Here is a 26,300-nt window from a genome sequence, read left to right as displayed (position 1 = left end):
GCGGGACCCACCGACACGCGGACATCGATCGTCCGCGTCCGCAGCGAAGATGGAGCGTCCGTGCCCGGAGAGAACCTCACCAGAACCGAAGCCCAGGAACGTGCCGGCATCGTCAGCGTCCAGACGTACGACGTCGAACTCGACCTGACCCGCGGCGCCGACAGCTTCGGCAGCACCACCCGCGTGCGTTTCACCGCGACGCCCGGCGCCAGCACGTTCATCGACGCCATCACGAAGACCGTCCACTCGGTCACCCTGAACGGCACGGCCCTCGACGTCGCCGCCGTGAACGACGGCGTCCGCATCCAGCTCGCCGACCTGCAGGAGCAGAACGAGCTCGTCGTGGTCGCCGACGCGCTGTACACGAACACCGGCGAAGGCCTGCACCGCTTCGTGGACCCCGTCGACGACGAGGTCTACCTCTACTCGCAGTTCGAGGTCCCGGACAGCCGCCGCATGTTCGCCGTGTTCGAGCAGCCCGACCTCAAGGCCGAGTTCCGCTTCACCGTGACCGCACCGGCGCGCTGGCAGGTCGTCTCGAACGCCCCCACGCCCGAGCCGCACGTCGACGGCGACCACGCCACGTGGACGTTCCCGCCGACCGCGAAGATCTCGAGCTACATCACAGCCCTCGTCGCCGGCCCGTACGAGGTCGTGCGCAGCGAGCTCACGAGCCGCGACGGCCGCACCATCCCGCTCGGGGTGTTCGCGCGGAAGTCGCTGGCCGAGTACCTCGACCCGGACTACGTCTTCGACATCACCCGCAAGGGCTTCGCGTACTTCGAGGAGAAGTTCGACGTCGCGTACCCGTTCGAGAAGTACGACCAGCTCTTCGTGCCGGAGTTCAACGCCGGCGCGATGGAGAACGCAGGCGCGGTGACCTTCACCGAGACCTACGTGTTCCGCTCGAAGGTCACGGACGCCATCAAGGAGCGCCGGGTCGTCACGATCCTGCACGAGCTCGCGCACATGTGGTTCGGCGACCTCGTCACCATGAAGTGGTGGAACGACCTGTGGCTCAACGAGTCCTTCGCCGAGTGGGCGTCGACGATCGCCACGGCCGAGGCCACCGAGTGGACCGAGGCCTGGACGACGTTCCAGGCGATGGAGAAGTCCTGGGCCTACCGGCAGGACCAGCTCCCCTCGACGCACCCGATCGTCGCGACGATCAACGACCTCGAAGACGTGCAGGTCAACTTCGACGGCATCACCTACGCGAAGGGCGGCTCGGTCCTCAAGCAGCTCGTCGCGTGGGTCGGCATCGACGCGTTCTTCGCGGGCGTCTCGGCGTACTTCAAGAAGCACCACCACTCCAACACGGAGCTGGCCGACCTGCTCGTCGAGCTCGAGTCCACCAGCGGCCGTGACCTGTCCGAGTGGTCGAAGCTCTGGCTCGAGACCGCCGGCGTGAACACCCTGCGCCCGGAGATCGAGACCGACGCCGACGGTGTCATCACGTCCTTCGCGGTGCTGCAGGAAGCCCCGGCCGACCACCCGACGCTGCGCCCGCACCGCCTGGCCATCGGCGTGTACTCGTTCACGAACGACGCCTCGGCCCCGTTCGGCGCCGACACCGCGTCCTCCGGCGGCAAGCTCGAGCGGGCACACCGCGTCGAGATCGACGTCGACGGTCCCCGCACCGACGTGCCCGAGCTCGTCGGCGTGCACCGCGGCGACCTCGTGCTGCTCAACGACGACGACCTGGCCTACGCCAAGATCCGCCTCGACGAGCAGTCCCGCCGCACCGCGATCGAGCACCTCGCCGCGATCGCGAACCCGCTCGCCCGCTCGATCGTCTGGGGCGCCGTCTGGGACGCCACGCGCGACGCCGAGTCCCCCGCCAGCGACTACGTGTCCCTGGCACTCGGCAACATCGCGACCGAGACCGAGTCCACGACGATCCGGACCACGCTGTCGCAGCTCCTGCTGACCGCGCGGAACTACGTCGCACCGGCGAAGTCCGACAGCACCGTCCGCACCGTCGGCGACACCCTCTGGCAGCTCGCGTCGTCGGCCGAGTCCGGCTCCGACGCGCAGTTCCAGTTCGTGAAGTTCTTCGCGCAGATCCCGTCGACGCCGGAGCACGTGGCGACGCTGCAGGGCCTGCGCGACGGTTCGGTGACGCTGCAGGGGCTCGAGGTCGACACCGACCTCCGCTGGGAGCTGCTGGAGGGCCTCGTCCTCGCCGGCGCCGCGGGCAACGACGAGATCGACACCGAGCTCGCCGCCGACCGCACGGCCTCCGGCGAGCAGGCCGCCGCGCGTGCCCGGGCGACGATCCCGACCGCCGAGGGCAAGCTGGCGGCGTTCTCGTCCCTCGTGGACAGCGACGACGCACCGAACGCGATCGTCCGACAGACCACGATCGGGTTCCAGCACGTGAACTCCCCGGTCGTGCTCGAGGGGCTCGTGTCGCGGTACTTCGACGTGATCACCCGCATCTGGGACGAGCGCAGCTACCACATCGCCGACACCGTCGTCACGGGGCTCTACCCCGCGCCGCTGGCGTCGGCCGAGCTGCGCGACGCGGCCGTGGCGTGGCTCGAGGCACACCCGGAGACGCCGGCCCTGCGCCGCATCGTCACCGAGAACCTCGCGGGCACCGAGCGGGCCCTCCGCGTCCAGGCGTCGGACGTCTGAGCCTGATGTGACCGGCGGCGAGGCCTCGGCGTTCCTCCAGGGACACCGAGGCCTCGCCGCTTAGCATCGACCGGATCATGCTCTTGGCTGCAGACTCCCCCGACGTCTCGAAGTGGGCGTCGAACACGTTCACCCAGTTCGTCGACACCTGGCACGTCCCGATCACCATCGTCGTCGTCCTGCTCGCGGCGGTGATCCTCCGACTCATCCTGCGCCGGACCATCAAGCAGGTCGTCGACCGCATCGTCAACGGCGTCAAGAAGCGGCAGGGTGCGGCGGACACGCAGGCGCTCGTCGCCTCGCCGTTGCAGACCGCCCGGGTCGTCCAGCGCACCCGCACCCTCGGCAGCGTGCTCGAGAACCTGGCGACGGTCGTCGTCGCGGTCATCGCGTTCGCCATCGTCATCTCGACGGTGTTCCCCACCGCCGCCGTCGGCATCGTCGGTGGCGCCTCGGTCGTCGCCGCCGGCCTGGCGGTCGGTGCGCAGAGCATCGTCCGCGACATCCTGTCCGGCATCTTCATGATCCTCGAGGACCAGGCCGGCGTCGGCGACGTCGTCGACACCGGGCAGGCCACCGGCATCGTCGAGAGCGTCGGGCTGCGCGTCATGCAGATCCGCGACGTCAACGGGATCCTCTGGTTCGTGCCGAACGGCCAGATCCTCCGCGTCGGCAACCTGTCCCAGGGCTGGTCCCGCGTCCTGGTCGACATCACCGTTCCCTACGACACGGACATCGACGCCGTGCAGGACGCCCTGCTCCACGCGGCCGTCACCATGTCGCAGGAGCCCCGGTGGCGCCAGCGGATCGTGGAGAAGCCCGAGATCTGGGGGCTGCAGTCGATCACCGACACCGGCATGGTGTTCCGTCTCGTCGTGAAGACCCGCGCCTCCGAACTCGACGTCGTCGGCCGTGAACTCCGGATCCGGCTGAAGCACAGCGTCGACGAACTCGGCGTGACCCTGCCGGCGATGTCGATGATCATGCCCGCCGGGTGGGAGAACGCCACGTCGGTGAACGGCCTGCGCCCGGTGCGGACCGCACCCGTCCCGGCGCCGACCAGGTCACGCAGCCAACGGCGGAACGTCTTCGGGCGTCCCATCCGCACCGGGGACGAACCCAGCACCGACCACGAGGACTCACCATGACCGGACCGTCACTGCCCATCGGCCCGCCGACCGGTGAGCCTGGGACCGGTGGGTCTGGCCTCGGCGGCGTTGCCGGTGCCGGTGGCGTCGGCGGCGTGCCCGCGCAGCCCGTCACGCTCCGCGTCGGCCTCGGTGGTGCGGCGGCGAGCGGCTCGCTCTTCGACCGCATCGGCGGCGCCCCGACCTTCGACCGCCTGGTGCGCCGCTTCTACGAGGGTGTGCAGCAGGACGAGGTCATCTGGCCGATGTACCCGGCCGAGGACCTCGACGGCGCGATCTGGCGACTGTCGCAGTTCCTGCAGCAGTACTGGGGCGGACCGTCGACGTACAGCGAGCAGCGCGGGCACCCCCGGCTGCGGATGCGGCACAACCCGTTCCACATCACGCCCGAGGCCCGCGAGCACTGGCTACGGCACATGCACGACGCGGTCGAGTCGCTCGGCCTCGCCCCGCTCGACGAGGCCGAGCTGTGGGGCTACCTGGACCGTGCAGCCCACGCGATGACGAACTCGTTCGACTGACCTCGGCGCTGGCCAGGCTCGTCGGCGTGGTGCGTCGGACTGCCCAGTCGGCGCGGTCCGACGGCCTGACCGGACCGCTTCGGTAGTCGCGTGGTGGTGCGCCAGCCTGGTTCCTCTGCGCGGTGACGGTGGCGCGGTCCACGACCGGGCCGCCCGCCGATCGGGCGGGTCCTGACGTTCCGTGAGACGGACGGGAGGCCCGTGGCGGATCTGCCACGGGCCTCCCGTCCGTCTCCTCGTCAGTTCCACACTGGGCGCGGTGACCGGGTGTCGTCGGGTCAGTCGGCGCGGTAGCCGTTCCGGAGTTCCTCGACGAGGGTCGGCCGGGACGGCTGCCAACCGAGGCTGCGGGCGTACGCGCCGGTCGCCGCCTGGTCGAGCAGCAGGGCGTCCGCGAAGTCGGTGCCCAGTCGTGCGCGCGACTCGTCGGCGGACTCGGAGACCACGGACACAGCGGAGCCGGTGTGTCCGTCACTGCCGGGCTGTCCCTCGACACGGGCCTGTCCCTCGACGCCGGCCTGGGCGAGTTCACGGACCGTGGGGTTGTGACCGGACGCCGCGACGAGGTACCCGTCCTGGTCGGCGCGCTCGACGGCGAGGACGTAGAGCTCGGCCAGGTCGTCCACGTGCACCGTCGTCCAGCGCTGCGTGCCGTCACCCACCAGACGGACCGGGGTCGGGGCGTCGCTCGCCGGGACGAACATCGTCGGGATGCCGGCGCCGTTGCCGTACACGATGCCCGGCGCGACGACGGTCGTTCGCACGGCGCTCGTCCGGACGCGAGCCTCGTTCGCTGCCCGCCACGCGGTGAGGGCCGGCGGCGCCACGGGCGACGCCTCGGTGATGTCGCCGGACGCCCCGAAGGTGAAGATGCCGCCGGTGTGGACGAACGGCTTCGCAGTGCCCTCGAGTGCCGTCAGGACGGTCGCGATGAAGTCGGGGTCGACGTCCTCGGCCGAGGCGGTGTGCACGACGGCGTCGGCCTGCTCCGCCAGCCGGGCGACGAGCGCGAGGTCGGTGAGGTCTCCGACGACCGCGGTGGCGCCGGCTTCCTTGGCTCGGGCGGCCTTCTCGTCCGAGCGGAGGACGGCCGTGACGGTGTGGTCATGGGCGATGAGTGCGCGGAGGACGGCGGAGCCGATGTACCCGGACGCGCCGGTGAGGAAGACGTGCATGCCCCGCAGCCAACCACCGTCATCTGCTGGCGCGCTGGTTGCTCCGGCGGCGACGAGGGTCTAGGAGCTCAGGGTCCAGGCGCGACGCTTCACGAGCACGTGCCCGCGGGAGGTGGTGAGGCGACTCCACGGACCGGTCTCGAACAGCCGCACCGGCTCCGTGCCGAGGAACCCGAGGCTCTCCGCAGCGAACCCCGCGCCGGCGGGCAGGTGTTCGACACCGTCGATCGGCCGACCCCACACCTCGGAGCGGACACGCCGGACGATGGACTCGCCGGAGCTCGCCGGTACCGCGGCCGCGACCTCGTCGATGCCCTGCCGCGCTGCACGGTGCAGGAGTTCCGCGGACACGTCGGGCAGCGGCGCCCAGCCCCCGCGGGGCGGCGAGATCGCTGCCCAGGTGACGGTGTGGACCTCGAGCGGCAGCTCGACCTCGATCGGCGTGGCCCGCGTCGGGTCGGCGCTCTCGACGTCGGCAGCGTCCTGCGCCTCGGCGAGCAGGCGCAGGCGCTCCTGGAACGACCGCAGCGGCACGACGACGTCGATGTGCTCCGGCTGCGTCAACGCGAACGTCCGGAGCCCGAGCACGGTCGGCAACTCGTCGAGCAGTCCGAGCGGGTACAGGATCGCCGTGTAGACGGCCAGGACGCCGGAGTCGGCGATCAGACGGACCGACCCGTCCTCGATCCGAGCGGCCCGCCCGAGGTAGGTGCGGAGATCGCCGAGCGACGCGGCGTCAGGGAGGGTGAACGAGCTGCTCATGTCGCGTCTGATCCTAGCCGGGGGCGGTTCCGCGCTCGCTGGCCACGGCGTCCCCGTCCGCTCCCCCGACCTCGACGTCCGTGACGACGCCACCTGCCCGTTCGTAGACTGACGGCGTGAACCGCGAACCCGACTTCCTCTCCACGCTGCGACTCGAGGACACCGGAGCCAGCACCCGCGAGACCATCCTGACGGGGGCCAGCCACTGGTCCCCGGGCGGCCGCGTGTTCGGAGGGCAGGTCCTCGCGCAGTGCATCGTCGCGGCGCAGGCCACGATCGAGGGGCGTGACATCCACTCCGTCCACGGGTACTTCCTCCGGCCCGGCGCGATCGACGTCCCGATCACGTTCGGCGTCGAGCGGATCCACGACGGCCGGTCCTTCGCCACCCGCCGAGCGCAGGCGTACCAGAACGGCGTCCCGATCTTCTCGATGATCGCGTCCTTCCAGACGCCGGACGTCGGCGCCGAACACCAGGACCTGTTCCCCACTGACGTCCCGGACCCGGAGTCGCTGCCGTCGGCCGCGTCCGTGCTCGCGTCCATCGACCACCCGACGGCGCAGGCCTGGGCGGAACGGTCCATCGACATGCGGCACGTCGAGGGCTCGGTCTACGTCGACGTGCAGGGCGCGCGGGTCGCACACCAGGCGGTGTGGTTCCGCGTCGAACGCGACCTGCCGGACGACCCGGCCCTGCACCGCGCAGTCCTCGCCTACGCGAGCGACCTGTCGCTCCTCGAGCCGATCATGCGTCGGCACGGGATGGCCTGGGGGACGCCGGGCGTGAAGCTCGCGAGCCTCGACCACGCGATGTGGTGGCACCGCGATGGGCGGGCCGACGAGTGGGTGCTGTACGTGCAGGAGTCGCCGAGTGCGCAGGGCGGCCGAGGCCTCGCGCTGGGCAGGATGTTCTCCCGCGACGGGCGGCTGCTGGCCACGGTCGCGCAGGAGGGCATGATGCGCGTCCCCGCGGACGACTGACCGAGACCGGCCGGGCGACTCACCGAACCTGGCGGGCGACTGACCGAAGCTTGGCGGACCGCGGTCGATCAGACCCGATGGCCGGTGCGGTCGGCGGGACCGGACCTGTCAGTGCAAGGCCGGACCTGTCGGCGCAAAGCCGGTCCGTTCAGCTCAGTTCAGGGCCGGTCTGGACCGGTCAGGGCCGCGAGAACGAGACCGGCGGCTCGACGTACTGCTGGCAGGCGGCACGCTCGACGTCGGTGAGGCGCCGCGGCCGGTTGGTGTCCGCATCCACCAGGACGAGCGTCGTGGTGGCTCGCGTGTAGAGCTCGGCTGGCTCGTGGCCGACTGGCGACCAGACCTCGTACGAGATGTCGAGGCTGGCGCCGCCGATCCGCCCGATCCACAGCTGGATGTCGAGCGGTCGACGGAAGTACGGCGTCGAGGCGAGGTACTCGAGGCGCTGGGCCGCGATCACCGTCATGGTCCCCGATCCGGGCCGGCCGTCGATCACCGGCTCCGGCGCGGACCCCGACTCGTCGACCTCGTCGGGGTCCGGCGCCCAGAACGCCAGCACGCGTGCTTCTTCGAGCAGCCGGAGCATCGCCGAGTTGTTGACGTGCCCGTAGGCGTCGATGTCACTCCAGCGGATGCGGATCGGAGCGTGCAGGCGTGCCACCGGGACTAGTCCCGGGTGAGCTTGCGGTACGTCGCGCGGCCGGGCTTCGCAGCGTCGGCCCCGAGGCGCTCGATCTTGTTCTCTTCGTAGGCCTCGAAGTTGCCCTCGAACCAGTACCAGTTCGGCGTGCCGTCCTCGTTCAGGCCTTCCCAGGCGAGGATGTGCGTCGCGATGCGGTCGAGGAACCACCGGTCGTGGGTGATGACCACGGCGCAACCGGGGTACTCGAGCAGCGCGTTCTCGAGGCTGCCCAGCGTCTCGACGTCAAGGTCGTTCGTCGGTTCGTCGAGGAGCAGCAGGTTGCCGCCCTGCTTGAGCGTCAGCGCCAGGTTCAGGCGGTTCCGCTCGCCACCGGAGAGGATGCCGGCGCGCTTCTGCTGGTCCGGGCCCTTGAACCCGAACTGCGAGACGTACGCACGGGACGGGATCTCGGTCTTGCCGACCTGGATGTAGTCGAGTCCGTCGGACACGACCTCCCACAGGTTCTTGTTCGGGTCGATGCCGCCACGGCTCTGGTCGACGTACGAGATGTCGACCGTGTCGCCGATCTTCAGCGTGCCGCCGTCGAGGGGCTCGAGGCCGACGATCGTCTTGAAGAGGGTGGTCTTGCCGACGCCGTTCGGGCCGATGACGCCGACGATGCCGTTGCGCGGGAGCGTGAACGACAGGTCGCCGATGATGACGCGCTCACCGAACTGCTTGTGCAGCTTCTCGGCGTCGATGACCTGCGAGCCCAGACGCGGGCCGACGGGGATGACGATCTCCTCGAAGTCGAGCTTGCGGGTGCGCTCGGCCTCGGTGACCATCTCCTCGTAACGAGCGAGACGGGCCTTGGACTTGGCCTGACGGCCCTTCGTGTTGCTGCGCACCCAGTCGAGCTCGGAGGTCAGACGCTTGGCGAGCTTCGCGTCCTTCTTGCCCTGGACCTCGAGACGAGCGCGCTTCTTCTCGAGGTAGGTCGAGTAGTTGCCCTCGTACGGGTAGAGACGACCACGGTCGACCTCGGCGATCCACTGGGCGACGTGGTCCAAGAAGTACCGGTCGTGGGTCACGGCGAGGACGGCACCGTGGTACTGCTGCAGGTGCTGCTCGAGCCACTGCACGCTCTCGGCGTCCAGGTGGTTGGTGGGCTCGTCGAGGAGCAGCAGGTCGGGCTTCTGCAGCAGGAGCTTGCAGAGTGCGACGCGGCGCTTCTCACCACCGGACAGGTGCGTGACGAGCTCGTCGCTCGGCGGGCACTGGAGCGCGGCCATGGCCTGCTCGAGCTGCGAGTCGAGGTCCCACGCGTCGGCCGCGTCGATCTCTTCCTGCAGGGTGCCCATCTCGGCGAGCAGCGCGTCGAAGTCGGCGTCCGGCTCGGCCATCAGCGCGGAGATCTCGTTGAAGCGTGCGAGCTTCCCGTGGATCTCGCCGACGCCTTCCTGGACGTTCTCGAGGACCGTCTTCGTCTCGTCGAGCTCGGGCTCCTGCATGAGGATGCCGACGGTGAAGCCGGGGGTCAGCTTCGCCTCGCCGTTCGAGGGCTGGTCGAGCCCCGCCATGATCTTCAGGATCGTCGACTTGCCGGCACCGTTCGGCCCGACGACGCCGATCTTGGCGCCGGGCAGGAACGACATCGTGACGTCGTCGAGGATCAGCTTGTCACCGACCGCCTTGCGGGCGCGGACCATCTGGTAGATGTACTCAGCCATATCGCTCCAAGTGTAGTGACGACACCGGGTCCCCGTGGGCGCGGTGTCGAGATCAGGCCGCGTCGAGCCCCAGCGGGTGCTCCGGCGGCTCGTCGGCATCGGGGTGCAGCAGTGCGGCGACGGTGTCGTCGGTGCCCTGGTGGTCGTCGGGGTGGGTGTCGTCCGGTGCTGCGTCCACCGGCGGATGCGCGGCGTCCGGGGTGTCGTCGTGGACCTCGCCGGTCTCGTGATCGACCCGCGGTGACGTCCCGGGAGCAGCGGTCGCCTCGGTCACGTGCCGCGGGAGCCGCATCCAGTTGCTGATCCCCCACGCCAGGTCGTGGCCGATGCCCTCGGCGTCGATCTCGACGCTCGTCCCACCGCGGCCGTCACGCTCCCAGTTCCGGATGCGGAGGCGCCCGGTGACGACCACCCGGTCCCCCTTGCTCAGGGACCGGTTGACGTTGGCGGCGAGGGACCGGAAGGCGGTGACGGTGTACCAGTTGGTCGGACCGTTGCCCCAGGTCGACGTCTGGCGGTCCCAGCGGCGGGACGGCGAGGCGAGCCGGAGACTCGTGATGGCGATGCCCGTCTCGGTGACGAGGTGGCGGGGCTCGGTGGCGACGATGCCGCAGACCGTGATCGTGTCGTTCATGCGTCGATCGTCGGCCAGCGCAGACGCCTGCGGGCCGTCGTCGACGACGATGTGGAGAAGAGGCCCCGATCACGCTCCCTGTGCAGGAAGGTGATCGGAGCCTCCAGTCCGGATCAGTGTGCGCGGAACTCGGGCCGGTCCGCGAGCGGACCCATCGCCTTGTGCACCGCGCCCTTGGCGGACTGGAGCGACGGGTAGGTCCCGCCCGGGCCACGTCGCCCGTACAGCTCCACACGGAACCCGTCGGCATCGTGGTGGATGGTGCCCACCGCGCCTGCCGGTCCGACGGCGACCCAGGTCCCCGTCGTCGCGTCCGCGTTCTGCAGCGTGTCGTTCGTCATCGTGCGACCACCTCCTCGTGGCCCCGACGCCCCGTCGTGTCAGGACGCCAGGATGTACCGACTGTATGCCTTGCGCACCTTGTTGACCTTCGGGAGCGCGACCGCCAGGCAGTAGCCCTGCCCCGGGTTCTTCGCGAAGAAGTCCTGGTGGTGCTCCTCGGCACGGTGGAACTCGCCGAGCGGTTCGAGCGTGGTCACGATCCCGCCGTCCCAGACGTCGGACGCACGCGCGATCGCCTGCTCGAACAGTGCGCGCTGCTCGTCGTCCGCCGGGAACATCGCCGAGCGGTACTGGGTCCCGACGTCGGCACCCTGACGGTTCAGCTGGCGCGGGTCGTGGAGGGTGAAGAACACGTCGAGGACGACCTGCGCCGGCAGGACGGACTCGTCGAACGTGACGGCGACGGCCTCGGCGTGGCCGGTCGTCCCGGTGCACACCTGCTCGTACGTCGGGTGCGGGTCGCGCCCGCCGACGTAGCCGGACACGACGTCCTGCACGCCCTGCAGCGTGCGGTACACCGCGTCCAGACACCAGAAACACCCACCTGCGAGCACGAACGTGGTCATGGTCAGGACCTGCCTTCCGGGGCTCGGGAGAGCCGTTGCGAGAACTGTCCTCCACAACGCCGGGAGGCCCGTGCGTCTTCCCCAGGTCGGGACGCGGCCCGATGACATGTCGGTGGTCGAACGTACCTTCGAGACACACCCCACGACCAGGAGGCCCCCATGCAGACGACGACGGACGCCCGGCTCAGCATCCACTCGCCTCGACCGGTGGCCCGGTCCCGCGGGGACCTCCGCATCCTCGACGTGCGCGACGACCTGAGCCGCGTCACACGCGCCAACGGCGAGATCGTCGGGTACGTGGACCGCGTCGACGTTGCCGGGGACACCGCGTACCGAGCCCGTCGGTACGTCGCTGCCGAACGCCGCTTCGTCGAGCTCCCCAACGTCTGGGACGCCGACGACGCCGTCGACACCCTCCGCTGGTGATGATGTTCCACATCGGAATCAGATGCGATGGATGTGCGGTTCCTCCGCCTGTCATCCCCAGACCCTGACCGATCCCGACGTATGGTGCGCGCATGCAGTGGTGGAACGACCTGAACGACTGGACCTCGTCCGATGCGGGCTGGCGCGTGTTGTCGGGGGCGATCATCCCCTTCGTCGCGATCGTCGTCGCGGGCATCGTCGCAGCCCTGATCGGCCGCGCGGCGACGAAGCGCGTCGTCGCGCTCCAGGAGCGCGAGGCGAAGAACGCCGCCGTCGCCGGACTCGTGTCCGCGGCGCGGAAGGCCGCCAACTGGGGCTCCCTCGGGCACGACGAACGCTCGTACGCCGACCACCTCGCCGAGGACGCGGACATCCGCCTCCGCCTGCTGCCCGTCGCCGGTGCACCGATCGCGGCGAACTGGGCACAGCACGAGATCGCGGACATCAAGAAGAACTCCTCGACCTTCAGCTTCCAGGCGGAGCAGTCGCTGAGCGAGTTCCGTGACCGCATCCTCGAGTGGCAGGCTCGGCCGGCTCGGGCACGCAAGCTCTTCAAGAGCGATCTCGAGCGCTGGAAGTTCGACTCCCCGGACCCCGACGCCGAGCTCATCAAGCGCCAGCAGGACTGGAACGCGGACAAGGTCGACTCGTCCCGCAGCCCCGAACCGGCGCCCACCCCGACCACGACGTCGCTCCGCCCTGCGCAGCCGACGGTCGCGCCCACCGTGGACACCAGCGCTCGGGCCACTCCGGCCGCCGGAGCCGGTTCCGCGGCCGCCGCCCCCACGCAGGCCTACCCGGACACGAACGCCGCACCGGCCGGTCGCCCCGCCGGTCCCTCGTACGGCTCGGACGCCACCGTGCCGATCTCGGACAGTACGGTGCCGATCTCGGACAACGCGACGCGGCCGTACTCCGACGGTGAGACCACCCCGATCCGACCGGCGCTCGGCTCCCCCGCGTTCGGATCGCCGAACCGCGGTTGGTCCGCCTCCCGCAGCTCCGGTGCCGACACGACCGACGCCGACAACGCCGATGCGGTGGACGACGTCCCGGTCGGCTCGGGTCGCCCCAGCTCTGCTGACCGCGCGCCGATCGTCCGCGACGAGCGGAACGGTCGGAACGACCTCCCGGCGTCCTGGACAGCGCGCGGCGCCTCCCGCGACGACGACAGCCGCGACGCTCGCGGCAACGACCGTGGCGACGCTCGCGGCAACGACCGTGGCGACGCTCGCGGCAACGACCGTGGCGACTCTCGCGTCGACGTCGATGCTGCCGGCGGCACCAACACGATGTCGATCCCGACCCGGATCGCCGACGCTCCCGCCGAACCCGCCGATGCGAACGAGACGTCCGAGTCCCCGTACTCGAACCCGGTCAGCGCGAGCGAGCTCCGCCGCCGGTCCGACGACGACGAGTGAGCTGACACCAGCAACACCACGAAGGCCGCCACCCATCACCGGGTGGCGGCCTTCGTCGTCGGTGCCCCCGGCAGGAATCGAACCCGCGGCACGGTGGGTAGAAACCACCTGCTCTATCCACTGAGCTACGGGGGCGGACGCCGACGATCTTATTCGGTACGCGTGCGCAGCCGCCCGACGAACCGCTCGATCTCCCGCTGCGATCGCAGGTGAACGACACGGAGGTGCGGGGTGTCGGCAGCCAGCACCGGTACCCGCTGCCGCATCTCGTTCCGCTTCGCGATGCCCCAGCGCAGGATGTGTTCGCTGCGGGTGAAGAACGTCCACAGCGGCGGTTCGACGTTGCCGTTCCACAAGACCGTGCGGTGCAGGCGCCGTCGGATCGTCCGTCGCAGGAGACGGACGAACGCGACCGGCTTCGGCAGGTCGAGCCAGACGAGGGTGTCCGCGCGCTCGACCAAGAGCTGCCGCACCTGTCGGTACTGCCACTCGGAGACCCAGGTCGGAGCGGAGGTCACCTCGTCCACCCGAGCTTCGAAGTCCGGTAGCGCCGTCCACCCGGGCCCGTGGTACATCCCGTCGAGTTCCGTGTGGGGAGCGCCGATCGCCCGCGCGATGCGCTGCGCCGTCGTCGTCTTGCCGACGCCGGCAGTCCCCGCGACGAGGACCCGTCGAGGCGGAGGATCGAGGACGTCGTCGGCGCCGAGCATCCCCTGACCCTAGGACAGGTGCGCTCGCCCGTACCAGCCCGCCCGGCGTGAGCGGGCGGAACACCAGGGCCTGGCGCCACCGCACCCGGGTACTCCGCCCGCTCACGCACCACGCGCCTCCCGGCGCCACCGCACCCGGGTACTCCGCCCACTCACGCACCACGCGCCTCCCGGCTAGCCGCACGGCCGCCCGCCCGCGTCCCCTTCCGGAACGGTTCGCCGCCCGTCTCCCTGCCGTTCCTCTCAGCGTCACCGCCGCTCCCTACGTTTCCCCCATGAGCCCCGAGCCCCGTGTCATCGCGGTGATCCCAGCACGAGCGGGCTCGAAGGGGATCCCGGGCAAGAACCTCCGCCAGGTCGCCGGCCGCTCGCTGGTCGCACGGGCGGTCACGGCAGCCCTCGCCGCCGAGACGGTGGACGAGGTCGTCGTCAGCACGGACGGCGACGCGATCGCTGCCGAGGCCGTCGAGGCCGGAGCACGGGTCGTCCGGCGTCCGGCAGACCTCGCGGGTGACGAGGCCTCGTCGGAGTCCGCGCTCCTGCACGCACTCGACACGGTCGCGCCCCGGAACCCGGACGGGGCTGCGCGCCGCGGCCCCGAGGTCCTCCTCTTCCTCCAGGCGACCTCGCCGTTCATCGATCCCGCCGACCTCGACCGGGCCGCGAACCGTGTCCTCGAGGGTGCGGCCGACTCCGTGCTCGCCGCCGCCCCCTCGCACGCCTTCCTCTGGCGCCTCGCCGAGGACGGCTCCGCCGTCGCGGTCAACCACGACGCCGCCACGCGCCCTCGCCGCCAGGACCGGGCACCGGAGTTCCGCGAGACCGGCGCCTTCTACGCGGTCCGCGTCGCCGCCTTCCGGGAGGCCCGCCACCGCTTCGTGGGCCGCGTCGAGCTGGCAGTCGTCCCGGCCTCGACTGCCATCGACATCGACGAGCCGCACGACCTGGCCCTCGCGTCCGCGCTGGCACCCCTCCTCGAGGTCGAGGCCGAGGCCGCCCCCGCAGACCAGCCCGCGGTCGCGTCCCCGGCCGCGCCCACCCCGCGAGCGGGCGGAATGCCAGCCCCAACCGCCACCGCACCCAGCGCTTCCGCCCGCTCGCGCACGAGCACCCCCGCACCCCGCCCCACCGACCCTCACCCCGCGCGGTCCTCCGCAGCGGAGAACGGAGCACCATGAGCGTCCGCATCGGCCTCTCCACCATCGGCGCGGGCAACCCCGCCTACCTCATCGGCGAGATCGGCCTGAACCACAACGGCGACGTCGCGATCGCCAAGCAGCTCATCGACGTCGCCGCCGACGCCGGCATGCAGGCCGTCAAGTTCCAGAAGCGGACGCCGGAGATCTCGACGCCCGAGCACATGAAGGCGATGCCGCGCAGCACCCCGTGGGGCGACATGACCTACCTGGACTACCGCTACCGCGTCGAGTTCGACCGTGACCAGTACATCGAGATCGGTGACCACGCGACCCTCCGTGGCCTGGACTGGTTCGCGTCGCCGTGGGACGAGCCGTCGGTCGCCTTCCTCGAGGACCTCAACGTCGTCGCCTACAAGATCGCCTCGGCGTCGGTGACGGACCTCGGCATGCTCGCCGCCGTCGCCGCGACCGGCAAGCCCGTGATCCTCTCGACCGGCATGTCGACGATGGACCAGATCGACCGCGCCGTCTCGACCCTCGGCACCGAACGGCTCGTGATCCTGCACGCCACCTCGACGTACCCGCTCCCCCCGGAGGAGGCGAACCTCCGCATGATCGAGACCCTCGCGAACCGCTACGCCTACGCGGGCGTGCCGGTCGGGTACTCGGGTCACGAGCCGGGCCTCCAGATCTCCCTCGCGGCCGTCGCCCTCGGCGCCACGGCCGTCGAGCGGCACATCACCCTCGACCGCACGATGTGGGGCTCGGACCACGCCGCATCGCTCGAGCCGCACGGTCTCCGCACGCTGGTGCGCGACATCCGCATCATCGAGACGGCCATGGGCGACGGCGTCAAGCGCATCTTCCCCGGCGAGCAGGCGCCCCTCGCCAAGCTCCGTCGGGTGGGTGCGTGAGCGCTGCGGCGAACGACGACAGGGCGACTGCCGGCCGGGAGGCACGCCACCCCGCCGGCACGCCGCCTCGCCGCCGACGGGTGGTCGGCCTGGTCGACACGGACTCGTTCGCGAAGTGGGGCGCCCACCTCCTCTCGGCGGCACCGGCGCACTGGTCGCTGGAACTGCTGACGGTGGCGACGCCACGGTCGGCGAGTCCGGCCCAGCTGCGGGCGGCGTTCCGTGACGTCGATGCCCGTCTGGGACCGATCGACCTCGCACCTCCCGAGCCGCTGAGCGTGGACGAGGTGGTGGCGCGCCTCCAGGCCGACCCGCCGGACGCGGTCCTGGTGTCCTGCATCGGCCCCGTTGCGGAGGTCCTCATCGACCAGGTCCTCCGGTCGGTCCCGCGGCGGCCGGTGCTGTTCACCGGGCTGCCGGGCATCTCGTTCCCGGCGAAGTGGAAGGGCGTGTTCCTGCGGGCGCGCGCCGACCTGTTCGTGCTGCACAGCCACCGCGAGGTCCGGGAGTACCGGAGCCTGGCGACCGCCGGCGGTGTCGAGCCGTCGTTCGCCCTCGCGACGCTGCCGTTCGCCCGGTCGACGGGAGCGCCGCGCGCCGGGGTGGTGCGCGACTCCGTGGTGTTCGCCGCGCAGCCGAGCGTGCCCGCGGAGGAGGACGACCGCCGCCGCGTCGTCGGTTGGCTCGCCGACACGGCCCGCGCACACCCGGAGTGGCGCGTCGTCGTGAAGACCCGCGCGGCCGCCGGCGAGCAGCAGACGCACCGCGAGACCTTCCCGTACGCCGATCTGCTGCCGACCGATGCGCCGTCGAACCTCGTGGTCGAGGCCGGTCCGATGTCGGTGCACCTCGACCGGGCCGTGGCGCTCGTGACGATCAGCTCGACGGCGGTCCTCGAAGCCGCTGCTCGGGGTGTGCCCGCGTTGACGCTGACGGACTTCGGCACCTCGCGTTCCCTCATCAACGAGGTGTTCGTCGACAGCGGGCTCGAGGGCACGGCCGACGACCTGGTGCAGGGCCGGTTCGGGACGGTGCGTGCGGAGTGGATGGCGGACAACTACTTCCACCACGCTGCCGACGACGACTGGGCGGACCGTGCCGAGGAGCTCATGCGCCTCCGGGACGCCGGACGGCTGGTCGACCGTCCCGCTGCCCGGCGCAGTCGGGGTGGTGCGCTGCGGCGGGCGTGGGAGCGGCGGAACGCACTCGGCGACCACGACCGGTCGGTGATCGGCCGGGTGGCGGCGCTCATCGGGACGCCGATCCGTGCGGTCAAGCGATCCGTACGACAGGTCCGACGCGTGATGCGGCCGACCTCGACGCCGATCGTCGCTCCGGTGTCAGTCGAGCGCCTTCGCCACCGCGACGAGGAACTGGTCACGGGTCGGGACGCCCGCTGAGCGGAACACCTCGGTGCCGTCGTCGCGACGGACGAGGACGGTCGGGGTCGACCGGATGCCGAGTTCCTCGACGCGCTCGGGGTCGTTCGCGATGTCCCGTTCGGTGACGACGAGGCCCGGCACGAGACGCGCGGCGTCGCCGACGACCCGACGAGCGGCGGCACACGGCGCACAGAACGCGGACGTCCAGAGATCGACCTGCATGGTGTGGTGCAACGACGACTGCGGCTAGGACACTCCCGATCGGACGACGATGCCCCGGCCGACAGCGCCTGAACGACAGTGCCCCCGGTCGTCCGCGACGACCGGGGGCACTGTCAGTGGCTGCTACTCGCGGTCGAACTCGCCGGAGCGGTCGCCGCGGTCCTGCAGGTCGTCGACCGGGTCGGACTGGTCGGGCGCGAAGGTGTAGTCGACCGAGATCTGGTCGAGGACCTGGCGGGAGCCGGTGGCCTTGTAGGTGAAGGCCGTCTGCAGGCCCTCGACGTCCGCGAACACCGTCACCTCGTCGTCCAGCGCGTCGCTCGTGGCGGTGCGGGTGTCCGTGGTCCCGTCGAAGGGGCCCTCGTGGAAGATGGCGGTGAACTCGTCGCCCTCGTGGATGGTGATGTCGGTCATGTCTCCCTTCTACCAGGGCAGGGGGCACCGCCGTCCAGCGCATCGTGACCGGAGGGCGGAGGTCCGTGTCCTGGCGGAGGTGTGCCGGGCCTCCTTGCCGGATCCATAGCAACGCTATATAGTTCCACCGTGGAACAAGCGCGGGAACAGACCATCGAGACGCTCCTCGTCTCCGTCAACCGGCTCATCCGGTCCGCGCTCCAGGCCACCGGCCACACCACGTCCACCGCCGTCTGGCGGACCCTCGGCATCCTCGAGGCCGACGACGCCCTCCGGCTCGGCGAACTCGCCCGCGCCTCACGTGTGTCGCAACCGACCATGACCCGCCTGGTCGCCGGCATGACCGCCGACGGACTCGTCTCACGCACCGTCGACCCCGACGACTCGCGTGGGCAGCGCATCGAGATCACCGACATCGGACGCGAACGACTCGTCGCGTGGCGAGCCGCACTCACCAGGACCGTCGGGCCCCTCTTCGAGGACCTCACCGACGACGACTGGAACATCCTGCACGACGCATCGGCCCTCATCGCAGCGAGGACCAGAACGGAGACCACCGCGTGAACGCGCACGCACCCGCCGGACAGTCCGGTTCGATCCTGAAGCAGTCGTCGGCGGTGTGGGCGATCGCCTTCGCCTGCGTCGTCGCCTTCATGGGCATCGGCCTCGTCGACCCGATCCTCCCTGCGATCGCCGAGTCGCTGCAGGCCACGCCCGCGCAGACGGAACTGCTCTTCACGAGCTACCTCGCCGTCACCGGTGTCGCGATGTTCTTCACCAGCTGGGTGTCCAGCCGGATCGGCGCGAAGAAGACCCTGATGATCGGGCTCGCCCTGATCGTGCTGTTCTCGGTGCTCGCCGCCGTGTCGAACGACGTCTGGACGATCATCGGGTTCCGCGCCGGCTGGGGACTCGGCAACGCGCTCTTCATCTCGACCGCACTGGCCACCATCGTCGGCGCAGCATCGGGTGGGACCGCGTCGGCGATCATCCTCTACGAGGCCGCACTCGGCCTCGGCATCGCGGTCGGACCCTTGGTCGGGGGTCTGCTCGGCTCCGTCAGCTGGCGTGGCCCGTTCTTCGGCGTCACCACCCTGATGGCCGTCGCGTTCATCGCGATCGTGGTCCTGCTGAAGACCGGCACGCTCGAGAAGCCCACGCCGACCAAGCTCTCCGCACCGTTCCGCGCCCTGGGCCGACCGGCCCTCGCCGCCCTGGCCGCGACCGCGCTGTTCTACAACATCGGCTTCTTCGTGCTCCTCGCCTACACGCCGTTCCCGCTCGGGTTCGGAGCGCTCGGCATCGGCTTCACGTTCTTCGGCTGGGGTGTCGGCCTCGCGATCACCTCGGTGTGGGTCGCGCCGATGCTCACCGCGCGGATGCGTCGGACCAGCGTCCTCAAGCTCGCGCTGCCCCTGCTCGCGCTCGACCTGTTCGCCGCGGCCGTCGTCGTGCGGTCCCAGGCCGGACTCATCGTCTGCGTCGTCATCGGCGGACTCGTGCTCGGTGTCCTCAACACGGTGCTCACCGAGTGCGTCATGGAGGCGACCGACCTCCCCCGCTCCGTCGCCTCCAGCGCCTACTCGGCAGTCCGCTTCATCGGTGGCGCCATCGCCCCGCCCGTCGCGACGCTCCTCGCCGACGCGTACTCGCCGAGCGCCGCGTACGTGTTCGCCGGCATCTCCGTGGCCGTCGCGTTCCTGGTCGTCGTGCTCACCACGAAGGTGCTGCGGCGCGTCGACGACGGGGTCGAGCCGGAGCGCGTCGAGGCCGAGGCGATCACCGCGGGCGAGATGGCGTAGCTCCTCCGGTCGCCGATGGCCGGGCCCGCGGTGCGGGCCCGGCCATCGGCGCATCCGGGGCGCGTTCGGCGCGGGGCGCGTTCGGCGCGGGGCGCGTTCGGCGCGGGGCGGGGCGCGGCACGGTCGGGACGGGGCGGGGTGAGCGGGCGAGATGCCAGGGCGCCGCGCGCTCGACTGCCGCGATCCCGCCCGCTCGCGGACCCTGGCCGAGCGGGAGGCACACGACCCGCCCGGCGGACCGGTTGCGGGCCTCCCGGGCGCAGTCCGCTACGCGCCCGCTCCCGGGTCCCGGTGAGCGGGCGAGATGCCAGGGCGCTGCGCGCTCGCCTGCCGCGATTGCGCCCGCTCGCGGACGCTGGCCGCGCGGGAGGCACGCGACCCGCCCGACGGACCGGATGCGGGCCTCCCGGGCGCAGCGCAGCAGCGACGAACGGGCGGAAGACAAGGGTGCGCCGCGACTGCCCGCCGGGATTCCGCCCGCTCGCGCGCAAGGGCGGGCGAGAGGCGCCTGAGCCGCCGCGCAGTCCGGGCAGTCCGGGCAGTCCGGGCACGACCCTCTCGAACGCGTCCCTCACGCATCCCCGCTCCGGAGCCGTCGAGCGGGCGGAATGCCAGGGCGGGCCACGCCGGGCGTCGGGTGTTCCGCCCGCTCGCGCGCCGGGACGGACTGGAGGCCCGACGACCGCCCGCAGGACCGGCTGCGGGCCTCCCGTGCGGGCGCTCGAACCTGCACCCACCGCGAGCGGGCGGAAGAGCAGCGGCACACGTGGGTGTCCCCTGGTGTTCCGCCCTCTCGCGCGCCGACGGCGCCCGGACCCGACGCCGACCCGGGTCCGGACCCGGACCCGGACCCGGACCCGGACCCGGACCCGGGGCAGCGGGCACCGCGCGCCGGCCCCGGAGCACCAGCGCTGCCGATCCACAGGAGCCGCGGGCTGTCGGTCCACGGAAGTAGGATCGCCGTATGTCTGCCGCGAACGACCGCCTCGTCTGGATCGACTGTGAGATGACGGGGCTCGACGTCGACGTCGATGAACTCGTCGAGGTCGCGGTGGTCATCACCGACTTCGACCTCAACCCGGTCCACCCTGGGTTCGACATCGTGATCAAGCCGGACCAGTCGGCGCTCGACAACATGAACGACTTCGTCACGAAGATGCACACGACGTCGGGCCTCATCGACGAGATCCCGAACGGCGTCAGCCTGGCCGACGCGGAGTACCAGGTCCTCGAGTACATCCTCGCCCACGTCCCCGCCGAGGGCACCGCTCCCCTGGCCGGCAACACGATCGGCACCGACCGCGCGTTCCTGGCGAAGTACATGCCGCGCATCGACAACCACCTGCACTACCGCAGCGTCGACGTCTCGAGCATCAAGGAACTCTGCCGCCGCTGGTTCCCGCGCGTGTACTTCAACTCCCCCGAGAAGCACGGCGGCCACCGCGCGCTCGCCGACATCCTCGAGTCGATCCGCGAGCTCGAGTACTACCGCCGCGCCGGGTTCACCCCGGAGCCCGGGCCCGCCAGCGACGACGTCAAGGCGATCGCCGCCGAGGTCGTCGCGAAGTGGGAGTCCCGCCTGGCGCCGCAGTCCGGCCCGGAGCCGGTGTCCGCTGCGACCCCTCAAACCACCGCCCAAGTCACCGAGTAGCGATGGTGGTCCGGGCCGGCGTCCGGATGTACTACAATCGAGTGGTTGCTCCGGCTCGCCGGACTGACACATGGTGGGTATAGCTCAGCTGGTAGAGCGCCTGGTTGTGGTCCAGGAGGTCGCGGGTTCAAGCCCCGTTACTCACCCCATCCACGAAGGCCCCCGTCCGATGGACGGGGGCCTTCGTCATGCGCGGAGCATCGGCCCAGCGCATCCGCGCGGGGCGACCGCGGGGCGTCTGCGGAGAGCAGCTGCCAGCCGAGGCGACACCTGCGGTGCCATCTGCCCACCAGGACACGTCCGGTCAGCTGTGCCACGATCCTCCCGTGATGGAGATGTCGACCGAGGACTTCGAGCAGCTCGTGACCGACGAACTCGACCTCCTGCCGGACGACATGGTCGACGGGCTCGACAACGTCGTGTTCGTGGTCGAGGACGAGCCCGAGGACGGCTCGGACCTGTTCGGCATCTACGACGGCGTCGCCCAGACCGAGCGCGGCCAGTACGGCTTCGGGGAACTACCGGACCGGATCGTCGTCTTCCGGAAACAGCACCTGCTCGAGTGCGACACCCTGGAGGAGCTCAAGGACGAGGTGCACACGACCCTCGTGCACGAGATCGGGCACTTCTACGGCATCGACGACGAACGGCTGCACGAGCTCGGCTGGGCGTAGTCCTCCTCCGAACGCAGCACCTCGTCGGCGAGGGTCTGCGGCGCTTCGGCGGCGATGAACGCCTCCTCCTGCCGGGCCCACCGCTCCCACTGCCGCGCGAACGCCTCGCCGTCGCGGTCGAGTGCGCGACGACGCCGTTCCCCCTCGTCCGCGGTGAGCCACACCCGGAAGGTCGCCAGCGGTGCCGACGCACGGGACAACGCGCCGCAGCCCTCGATCACGAGCGGAGCAGAGGCATCCACCGGCACCCAGTCGGCGGGCTCGGACCTCCCCCAGTCCCAGCGCCGGTAGCCGGCGGGGACCCCGAGCACGTCCCGCACCACGGCGTCGGCGGCTTCCTGGAGGCCGTCCCATCCCGGGTAGATGTCGTCCAGATGCACCAGGGTCGCGTCGAGTTCCGCCGCGAGTGCGTTCCCGAGCGTCGTCTTGCCGGTCCCGGAGCGACCATCGACGAGGACGATGAGACGGCTGTTCCGAGCGGTTCGGAACGCGGACCGCGCGCGGGAGGCGAGCGTGCGGGCGGAGGCGATGCGCGCCTCCAGTCCGTCACCGGTGGTCTCGGGTCTGGCCGATGCGTCCGTCTCAGGCACGCCAGGTCCCTGCGGCGACGGCGGCGAGGACCGCCGCCGCGCCGATGCCGAGCAGGATGCCGCACATCGCCCACTCCGGTCCGGCGAACCGGACGCGACGCGCCCACGTGCGCCGGCCGGGCGCGCCGAAGCCGCGGGACTCCATCGCGACGGCGAGGGTGGTCGCTCGACGCAGCGCGACGACGAGCAGGCCGAAGGCCATCGACAGGCCGCGACGGAGGCGCCCGCTGTCCGCCACGCCCCGGGCGCGCCGTGCCATCGCGAGCTGACGCCAGTCGTCGCCGAGCAGGGTCATCATGCGGATCGCGGCGAGGGCGCCGAGGACGAAACGCGCCGGCAGTCGCAGGATCTGCGCGAGCCCGTCCGCCAGGTCCGTGACGTCCGATCGGATGAACAGGACGATGCCCGGGATGCCGACGGCGAGCACGCGCAGCATCGTCGCGAGTGCCAGCTGCAACGATCCGTCGGTCACGTGCGCGAAGGCGAAGTCGAACCAGACACGCCCGGACGGCTGCCCGTACAGGGCGATGCTCACCCCGGTCAGCGGGACGACGACGAGGACCGGCGACGTCCGGAGGAGCAGGGTCCGGACCGGGATCCGGAGCACCGGCAACAGCGCGAGTTCCAGCAGCAGTGCCGTCGCGGCCGACACCAGGTCGAGACTGAGGACCAGGACGACGCCGAGGGCGATCACTCCGAGCAACGACGCCACCGGCTGCACACTCCCCGCGCCACGCCCGGGCTGGACGGGAGGCTCGGTTCCGGTCCGTCCGCTCGCTGCGGTGACTGGGGCGGTCACCGTGACTCCCCGGTGGACCGGACGCCGGGCACGGCCGGTGTCAGTCCGTCCGCGTGGAGGACGACCTCGTCGGCGTCGAGCGCTCGGACGAGATCGCGGTCGTGCGTCACCACGACGACGGCTGTCCCGGCGTCGGCCAGTGCCCCGAGCTGCTCGACGACGGCACTCCAGGTGGCCCGGTCCTGCCCCGAAGTGGGTTCGTCGAGGACGAGGACGGGCGGGCGTGTCGCGATGACCGCTGCGATCGCGAGCCGCCGCTGCTCGCCACCGGAGAGCGTGAACGGGTTGGCGTCCACGAGGTGGTCGAGCCGGAAGGTGTCGAGCAGTTCCGTGACCCGTTCGTCGATCGCGGCGGCGGGCATCCCGAGCGCGGCGGGCCCGGCGGCCAGTTCCTCGCGGACCGAGGCGGCGATGAACTGGTGTTCGGGGTCTTGGAAGACGGTGCCGATGCGGGCGGCGAGCTCCCGACTGGACCAGGAGTGCGGAGCGGGATCGGTCGGAGCCGCGCCCTTCGTTCCGAGGAGGTCCGAGCTGGCTTCGAGTGTTCCGCCAGCGGGACGGAGGAGTCCCGCGAGGGTGAGGCCGAGCGTGCTCTTGCCCACGCCGTTCGGCCCGGTGACGGCGAGCACCTCGCCGCTCCGGACCTCGAGGTCGATGTCGTGTCCGATGTGTTGCATCCGGTCCCTGCCGCGCCGTTTCGCGGTCCGGCCGGCGCTCCGGCTCGTCGCGAGGCCCATCGCTCGGAGCAGCAGCGTTCCCCCGGGGGCGGGTGGGGCCTGCCGTTCGCCCTCACCCGCGCCGAGCGGGCGAGATGCCGGGGTCGCGCGGGCGGGCGGTCCTGGTGTTCCGCCCGCTCGCGACGGGCGAGCATCGTCGGGGTCTGGGTCGACGCCGACGCCGGCGCCGACGCCGAGTGGGCGGAACTCCCCCGCCCCAGTCGTCTGCAGCCCTGGTGTTCCGCCCGCTCGCGCAGCGCCGGGCAGGGCCGGACCACGGGGGTCAGCGTCGGGCAGGGCAGCGCCACGGAGTGCAGCAGCGCGGAGGGCGTCGCGGCCCGCGCTCCGAGCCGAACCGCGGGTGGGCTCAGATCCCGGGACCCACACGCCGCCACGTTCGAGCGCGTCGGAGTGCTCGGCGAGCACGACGTCGGGCGCCCCGTCGGCGACGACTCCGCCACCTTGCTCGAGGAGCACCAGCCGGTCGACCAGGTCGAGCCAGGTGCCGATGCGGTGCTCGACGACCAGGAGCGTGGCCCCGGTGTCGTCGAGGAGGACTCGGACCGCGTCGTGCACCTGCACGACACCGTTCGGGTCGAGGTTCGCGCACGGCTCGTCGAGCACCAGCGCACCCGGCCGCATCGCGAGCACCCCCGCGAGCGCCAACCGCTGTCGCTGACCGCCGGACAGCCTCGTGGTGGAGCGGTCGAGCGGCAGGTCGAGTCCGACGACGTCGAGCGCATGCCGCACCCGGAGCCAGATGTCGCTGCGCTCGACACCCAGGTTCTCGCACCCGAAGGCCACGTCGTCGCCGATCCGGGACATCACGGTGTGGGCCTCGGGATCTTGCATGACGAGGCCGACCCGCCCGCGGACGGACACGGGTGCGACTCCGTCGACGAGGATCGTCCCCTCGACTGCTGCTGCCGTGTCGTCCGCATCGTCCGGATCATCGGCGAGGACACCTGCCGCGGCGCGGAGGAGCGTCGACTTCCCGGCACCGGACGGCCCGACGACGGCGACGCGCTCACCGGGTTCGATGACCAGGTCGACGCCGCGGACTGCCCAGGTGCGCCGCTCGGGATAGCGCCAGCCCCAGCCGGAGAAGGTGATCCGAGCGGGGACGGTCGTCACGCTGCGGAGGCTCGAGGTCGCCGCCCGTGCTCCCGTCCGGCCGCGAAGGACGACAGCACGCCGGTGCGGGCGAGGGCGCGGACGAGCAGCCAGGACCCGAGACCGGAGATGACGACGCCCGAGATGATCGCGCAGATGACGTACGTCACCTGGAACGCGGCCGTCGCACCGGCGTAGTAGCGGAATGCGTCGTTCAGCCCGAGTGCGAGCCCGGTCGCAGCTCCGGCGAGCATGACCACCGGCAGCTTCCACACGCGGTAGAGGAACAGCGCGAGGACGATCTCGGCGCCGATGCCCTGCACCAGACCGGAGACCAGTGTCCCCCAGCCCCACTGCGTGCCGAGCATCGCTTCGACCGAGGCCGCGACGATCTCGCCGAAGAGTGCGGCGCCGGGCTTCCGCACGACGATGGCGACGAGGGGCCCTGCGAGGAGCCAGACGCCGCCGACCAGGGCTTGCGAGCCCGGGAGCACCAGGCCGAGCCCGGCTCCGATCGGCTCGTAGGCGACGTCCCAGAGCTTGAAGACGACGCCGACGGCCACCGCGAGGACCGCGGCGACGACGATGTCGACGACCCGCCAGCGCAGCGAGCGCTTCACGACCGGACGTTCGGTGGACGTTGTGGTGGGTGCACCAGTGGACATCGCGATGACTCCTCCCTGCGCCGGCATGATCCGGATCAGGTTCGACGGTCGGAGCGCGGTTCGCTCCCTCTCAGCCCGCTCTGGCGGACTCCCGTGTGTGTCTAAGCAGTGTACCCACCGGACAGGAGGCCCGTGGTCACGTGACCACGGGCCTCCTGTCCGTCAGGCGGTCACTTCTTGAGCGCGCGGATGAGCTTGACGAGCACCTTGCCGGCGACCCAGATGACCGGGATGCTGACCGTCAGGAGCGAGATGACGTTCGGCTCGAACGCGAGGTCCTGGCCGGGACGGCGGACGTAGGCGCCGACCGGGAGCGAGACGGCCCCGCCGCCGCCACCGCCAGCACCGTCTTCGTCGGAGTCGGAGCCCCCACCGAAGCCGTACCAGTTGACGGAGACGGGGATCAGCGTGCTGTCGCCGACCTCCACCGGGTCGCCGTAGTTCGAGGCGACGCCGACGGGCCGCACCTTGTCTGCGATCTGCGTGACGATGTTGGTCATGGCGGCGACGCTACTCCGCCAGCACTGGCTGACGGACGGGCG

28 protein-coding genes, 2 tRNA genes and 1 riboswitch are annotated in these 26,300 nt (G+C 71.3%); of the genes, 14 read left to right on the top strand and 16 right to left on the bottom strand.

What is annotated here, in order from left to right; genetic code table 11:
• The first annotated feature begins 60 nt into the window (after window positions 1-60).
• The 3 genes from pepN (at window position 61) to DEI97_RS05080 (ending at window position 4,309) form a co-directional block, all read left to right on the top strand.
• Window positions 61-2,640 carry an aminopeptidase N gene (gene pepN / locus DEI97_RS05090; RefSeq protein ID WP_111075951.1) on the top strand — a complete coding sequence of 860 codons (2,580 nt, stop codon included), beginning with the start codon at window positions 61-63 and terminating at the stop codon, window positions 2,638-2,640.
• 77 nt (window positions 2,641-2,717) lie between these two features.
• Window positions 2,718-3,788 carry a mechanosensitive ion channel family protein gene (locus tag DEI97_RS05085; RefSeq protein ID WP_258376773.1) on the top strand — a complete coding sequence of 357 codons (1,071 nt, stop codon included), beginning with the start codon at window positions 2,718-2,720 and terminating at the stop codon, window positions 3,786-3,788.
• On the top strand, window positions 3,785-4,309 hold the full coding sequence (locus DEI97_RS05080) for a globin (RefSeq protein ID WP_111075949.1): 525 nt from the start codon (window positions 3,785-3,787) through the stop codon (window positions 4,307-4,309). Before DEI97_RS05085 ends, DEI97_RS05080 begins: the two co-directional genes overlap by 4 nt.
• 278 nt (window positions 4,310-4,587) lie before the next feature.
• Here the strand turns inward: DEI97_RS05080 and DEI97_RS05075 are convergent, their stop codons facing one another.
• Complete coding sequence (locus DEI97_RS05075) at window positions 4,588-5,484, bottom strand: NAD-dependent epimerase/dehydratase family protein (RefSeq protein WP_111075948.1); 897 nt, start codon at window positions 5,482-5,484, stop codon at window positions 4,588-4,590.
• Between the two features lie 60 nt (window positions 5,485-5,544).
• The gene (locus DEI97_RS05070) at window positions 5,545-6,246 is read right to left on the bottom strand and encodes a DUF8185 domain-containing protein (protein ID WP_111075947.1); all 702 of its coding nucleotides are present in this window, start codon (window positions 6,244-6,246) and stop codon (window positions 5,545-5,547) included.
• A 116-nt stretch (window positions 6,247-6,362) separates the two neighbouring features.
• Between DEI97_RS05070 and DEI97_RS05065 the strand changes: the two genes are divergently transcribed.
• Window positions 6,363-7,226, top strand: coding sequence for an acyl-CoA thioesterase (locus DEI97_RS05065; protein ID WP_111075946.1), 864 nt, complete (start codon window positions 6,363-6,365; stop codon window positions 7,224-7,226).
• Between the two features lie 178 nt (window positions 7,227-7,404).
• Here the strand turns inward: DEI97_RS05065 and DEI97_RS05060 are convergent, their stop codons facing one another.
• The 5 genes from DEI97_RS05060 to msrA form a co-directional block, all read right to left on the bottom strand.
• Complete coding sequence (locus tag DEI97_RS05060; protein WP_111075945.1) at window positions 7,405-7,887, bottom strand: acyl-CoA thioesterase; 483 nt, start codon at window positions 7,885-7,887, stop codon at window positions 7,405-7,407.
• Between the two features lie 5 nt (window positions 7,888-7,892).
• Entirely contained in the window at window positions 7,893-9,578 is a 1,686-nt protein-coding gene (ettA, locus tag DEI97_RS05055; protein WP_111075944.1) for an energy-dependent translational throttle protein EttA, read from the bottom strand.
• Between the two features lie 52 nt (window positions 9,579-9,630).
• Window positions 9,631-10,212: a single-stranded DNA-binding protein gene (locus DEI97_RS05050; protein WP_111075943.1), complete on the bottom strand. Its 582-nt coding sequence runs from the start codon at window positions 10,210-10,212 to the stop codon at window positions 9,631-9,633.
• Window positions 10,213-10,325: 113 nt separating this feature from the next.
• Window positions 10,326-10,553, bottom strand: coding sequence for a methyltransferase (locus DEI97_RS05045; RefSeq protein WP_111075942.1), 228 nt, complete (start codon window positions 10,551-10,553; stop codon window positions 10,326-10,328).
• A gap of 39 nt (window positions 10,554-10,592) precedes the next feature.
• Entirely contained in the window at window positions 10,593-11,120 is a 528-nt protein-coding gene (msrA, locus tag DEI97_RS05040; protein WP_111075941.1) for a peptide-methionine (S)-S-oxide reductase MsrA, read from the bottom strand.
• Window positions 11,121-11,279: 159 nt separating this feature from the next.
• On the opposite strand from msrA, the gene DEI97_RS05035 reads away from it, so the two are divergent.
• The gene (locus DEI97_RS05035) at window positions 11,280-11,546 is read left to right on the top strand and encodes a hypothetical protein (protein WP_111075940.1); all 267 of its coding nucleotides are present in this window, start codon (window positions 11,280-11,282) and stop codon (window positions 11,544-11,546) included.
• 92 nt (window positions 11,547-11,638) lie between these two features.
• Window positions 11,639-12,967 (top strand): hypothetical protein, encoded by a 1,329-nt coding sequence (locus tag DEI97_RS05030; protein WP_111075939.1) that lies wholly within the window; start codon window positions 11,639-11,641, stop codon window positions 12,965-12,967.
• A gap of 62 nt (window positions 12,968-13,029) precedes the next feature.
• Here the strand turns inward: DEI97_RS05030 and DEI97_RS05025 are convergent.
• A tRNA-Arg gene (locus DEI97_RS05025) sits at window positions 13,030-13,102 on the bottom strand.
• Window positions 13,103-13,116: 14 nt separating this feature from the next.
• The gene (locus tag DEI97_RS05020; RefSeq protein ID WP_111075938.1) at window positions 13,117-13,677 is read right to left on the bottom strand and encodes a P-loop NTPase family protein; all 561 of its coding nucleotides are present in this window, start codon (window positions 13,675-13,677) and stop codon (window positions 13,117-13,119) included.
• 275 nt (window positions 13,678-13,952) lie between these two features.
• Between DEI97_RS05020 and DEI97_RS05015 the strand changes: the two genes are divergently transcribed.
• Genes DEI97_RS05015 through DEI97_RS05005 form a run of 3 tightly spaced genes read left to right on the top strand, consistent with a single transcriptional unit; the run spans window position 13,953 to window position 17,130 of the window.
• Window positions 13,953-14,855, top strand: coding sequence for an acylneuraminate cytidylyltransferase family protein (locus tag DEI97_RS05015; protein ID WP_146248226.1), 903 nt, complete (start codon window positions 13,953-13,955; stop codon window positions 14,853-14,855).
• Window positions 14,852-15,730 (top strand): N-acetylneuraminate synthase family protein, encoded by an 879-nt coding sequence (locus DEI97_RS05010; RefSeq protein ID WP_111075937.1) that lies wholly within the window; start codon window positions 14,852-14,854, stop codon window positions 15,728-15,730. The genes DEI97_RS05015 and DEI97_RS05010 overlap by 4 nt, the downstream gene beginning before the upstream one ends.
• On the top strand, window positions 15,727-17,130 hold the full coding sequence (locus tag DEI97_RS05005) for a DUF6716 putative glycosyltransferase (protein WP_146248225.1): 1,404 nt from the start codon (window positions 15,727-15,729) through the stop codon (window positions 17,128-17,130). The genes DEI97_RS05010 and DEI97_RS05005 overlap by 4 nt, the downstream gene beginning before the upstream one ends.
• On the opposite strand, the gene DEI97_RS05000 is transcribed toward DEI97_RS05005, so the two are convergent.
• Together DEI97_RS05000 and DEI97_RS04995 are read right to left on the bottom strand one after the other, a co-directional pair.
• Window positions 17,071-17,334, bottom strand: a complete 264-nt coding sequence (locus tag DEI97_RS05000) for a YbbN family protein (protein WP_111075935.1) — start codon at window positions 17,332-17,334, stop codon at window positions 17,071-17,073. The two genes, DEI97_RS05005 and DEI97_RS05000, sit on opposite strands and share 60 nt — an antisense overlap.
• Window positions 17,335-17,457: 123 nt before the next feature.
• Window positions 17,458-17,748, bottom strand: a complete 291-nt coding sequence (locus DEI97_RS04995; protein WP_111075934.1) for a hypothetical protein — start codon at window positions 17,746-17,748, stop codon at window positions 17,458-17,460.
• Window positions 17,749-17,877: 129 nt separating this feature from the next.
• On the opposite strand from DEI97_RS04995, the gene DEI97_RS04990 reads away from it, so the two are divergent.
• From DEI97_RS04990 to DEI97_RS04970, 5 genes are all read left to right on the top strand, one after another.
• The gene (locus tag DEI97_RS04990) at window positions 17,878-18,312 is read left to right on the top strand and encodes a MarR family winged helix-turn-helix transcriptional regulator (RefSeq protein ID WP_181439338.1); all 435 of its coding nucleotides are present in this window, start codon (window positions 17,878-17,880) and stop codon (window positions 18,310-18,312) included.
• Window positions 18,309-19,550: an MFS transporter gene (locus tag DEI97_RS04985; protein ID WP_253461954.1), complete on the top strand. Its 1,242-nt coding sequence runs from the start codon at window positions 18,309-18,311 to the stop codon at window positions 19,548-19,550. The genes DEI97_RS04990 and DEI97_RS04985 overlap by 4 nt, the downstream gene beginning before the upstream one ends.
• Before the next feature lie 964 nt (window positions 19,551-20,514).
• Window positions 20,515-21,201 (top strand): oligoribonuclease, encoded by a 687-nt coding sequence (gene orn, locus DEI97_RS04980; protein WP_111075931.1) that lies wholly within the window; start codon window positions 20,515-20,517, stop codon window positions 21,199-21,201.
• 73 nt (window positions 21,202-21,274) lie between these two features.
• Window positions 21,275-21,350: transfer RNA gene (locus DEI97_RS04975), tRNA-His, on the top strand.
• A 180-nt stretch (window positions 21,351-21,530) separates the two neighbouring features.
• Window positions 21,531-21,875, top strand: coding sequence for a metallopeptidase family protein (locus DEI97_RS04970; protein ID WP_111075930.1), 345 nt, complete (start codon window positions 21,531-21,533; stop codon window positions 21,873-21,875).
• Here DEI97_RS04970 and DEI97_RS04965 read toward each other — a convergent pair.
• The 5 genes from DEI97_RS04965 to DEI97_RS04945 all read right to left on the bottom strand — a co-directional run bounded on the left by DEI97_RS04965 (window position 21,830) and on the right by DEI97_RS04945 (window position 26,258).
• Entirely contained in the window at window positions 21,830-22,465 is a 636-nt protein-coding gene (locus tag DEI97_RS04965; protein WP_258376771.1) for a nucleoside/nucleotide kinase family protein, read from the bottom strand. The two genes, DEI97_RS04970 and DEI97_RS04965, sit on opposite strands and share 46 nt — an antisense overlap.
• Complete coding sequence (locus tag DEI97_RS04960; protein ID WP_258376770.1) at window positions 22,458-23,177, bottom strand: energy-coupling factor transporter transmembrane component T family protein; 720 nt, start codon at window positions 23,175-23,177, stop codon at window positions 22,458-22,460. The genes DEI97_RS04965 and DEI97_RS04960 overlap by 8 nt, the downstream gene beginning before the upstream one ends.
• An 83-nt stretch (window positions 23,178-23,260) precedes the next feature.
• Window positions 23,261-25,114: an ABC transporter ATP-binding protein gene (locus DEI97_RS04955; protein ID WP_258376769.1), complete on the bottom strand. Its 1,854-nt coding sequence runs from the start codon at window positions 25,112-25,114 to the stop codon at window positions 23,261-23,263.
• Window positions 25,111-25,758: an ECF transporter S component gene (locus DEI97_RS04950; RefSeq protein ID WP_111075998.1), complete on the bottom strand. Its 648-nt coding sequence runs from the start codon at window positions 25,756-25,758 to the stop codon at window positions 25,111-25,113. Before DEI97_RS04950 ends, DEI97_RS04955 begins: the two co-directional genes overlap by 4 nt.
• Window positions 25,753-25,863: riboswitch (TPP riboswitch) on the bottom strand. Its footprint overlaps the gene before it by 6 nt.
• A gap of 65 nt (window positions 25,864-25,928) precedes the next feature.
• On the bottom strand, window positions 25,929-26,258 hold the full coding sequence (locus tag DEI97_RS04945; protein WP_111075928.1) for a hypothetical protein: 330 nt from the start codon (window positions 26,256-26,258) through the stop codon (window positions 25,929-25,931).
• Window positions 26,259-26,300 lie beyond the last annotated feature (42 nt).

The organism is Curtobacterium sp. MCLR17_032, assembly GCF_003234795.2.
GTDB lineage: Bacteria > Actinomycetota > Actinomycetes > Actinomycetales > Microbacteriaceae > Curtobacterium.
Note: the sequence above shows the minus strand (reverse complement) of the source record. Positions and strands in the feature narration are given on the sequence as shown.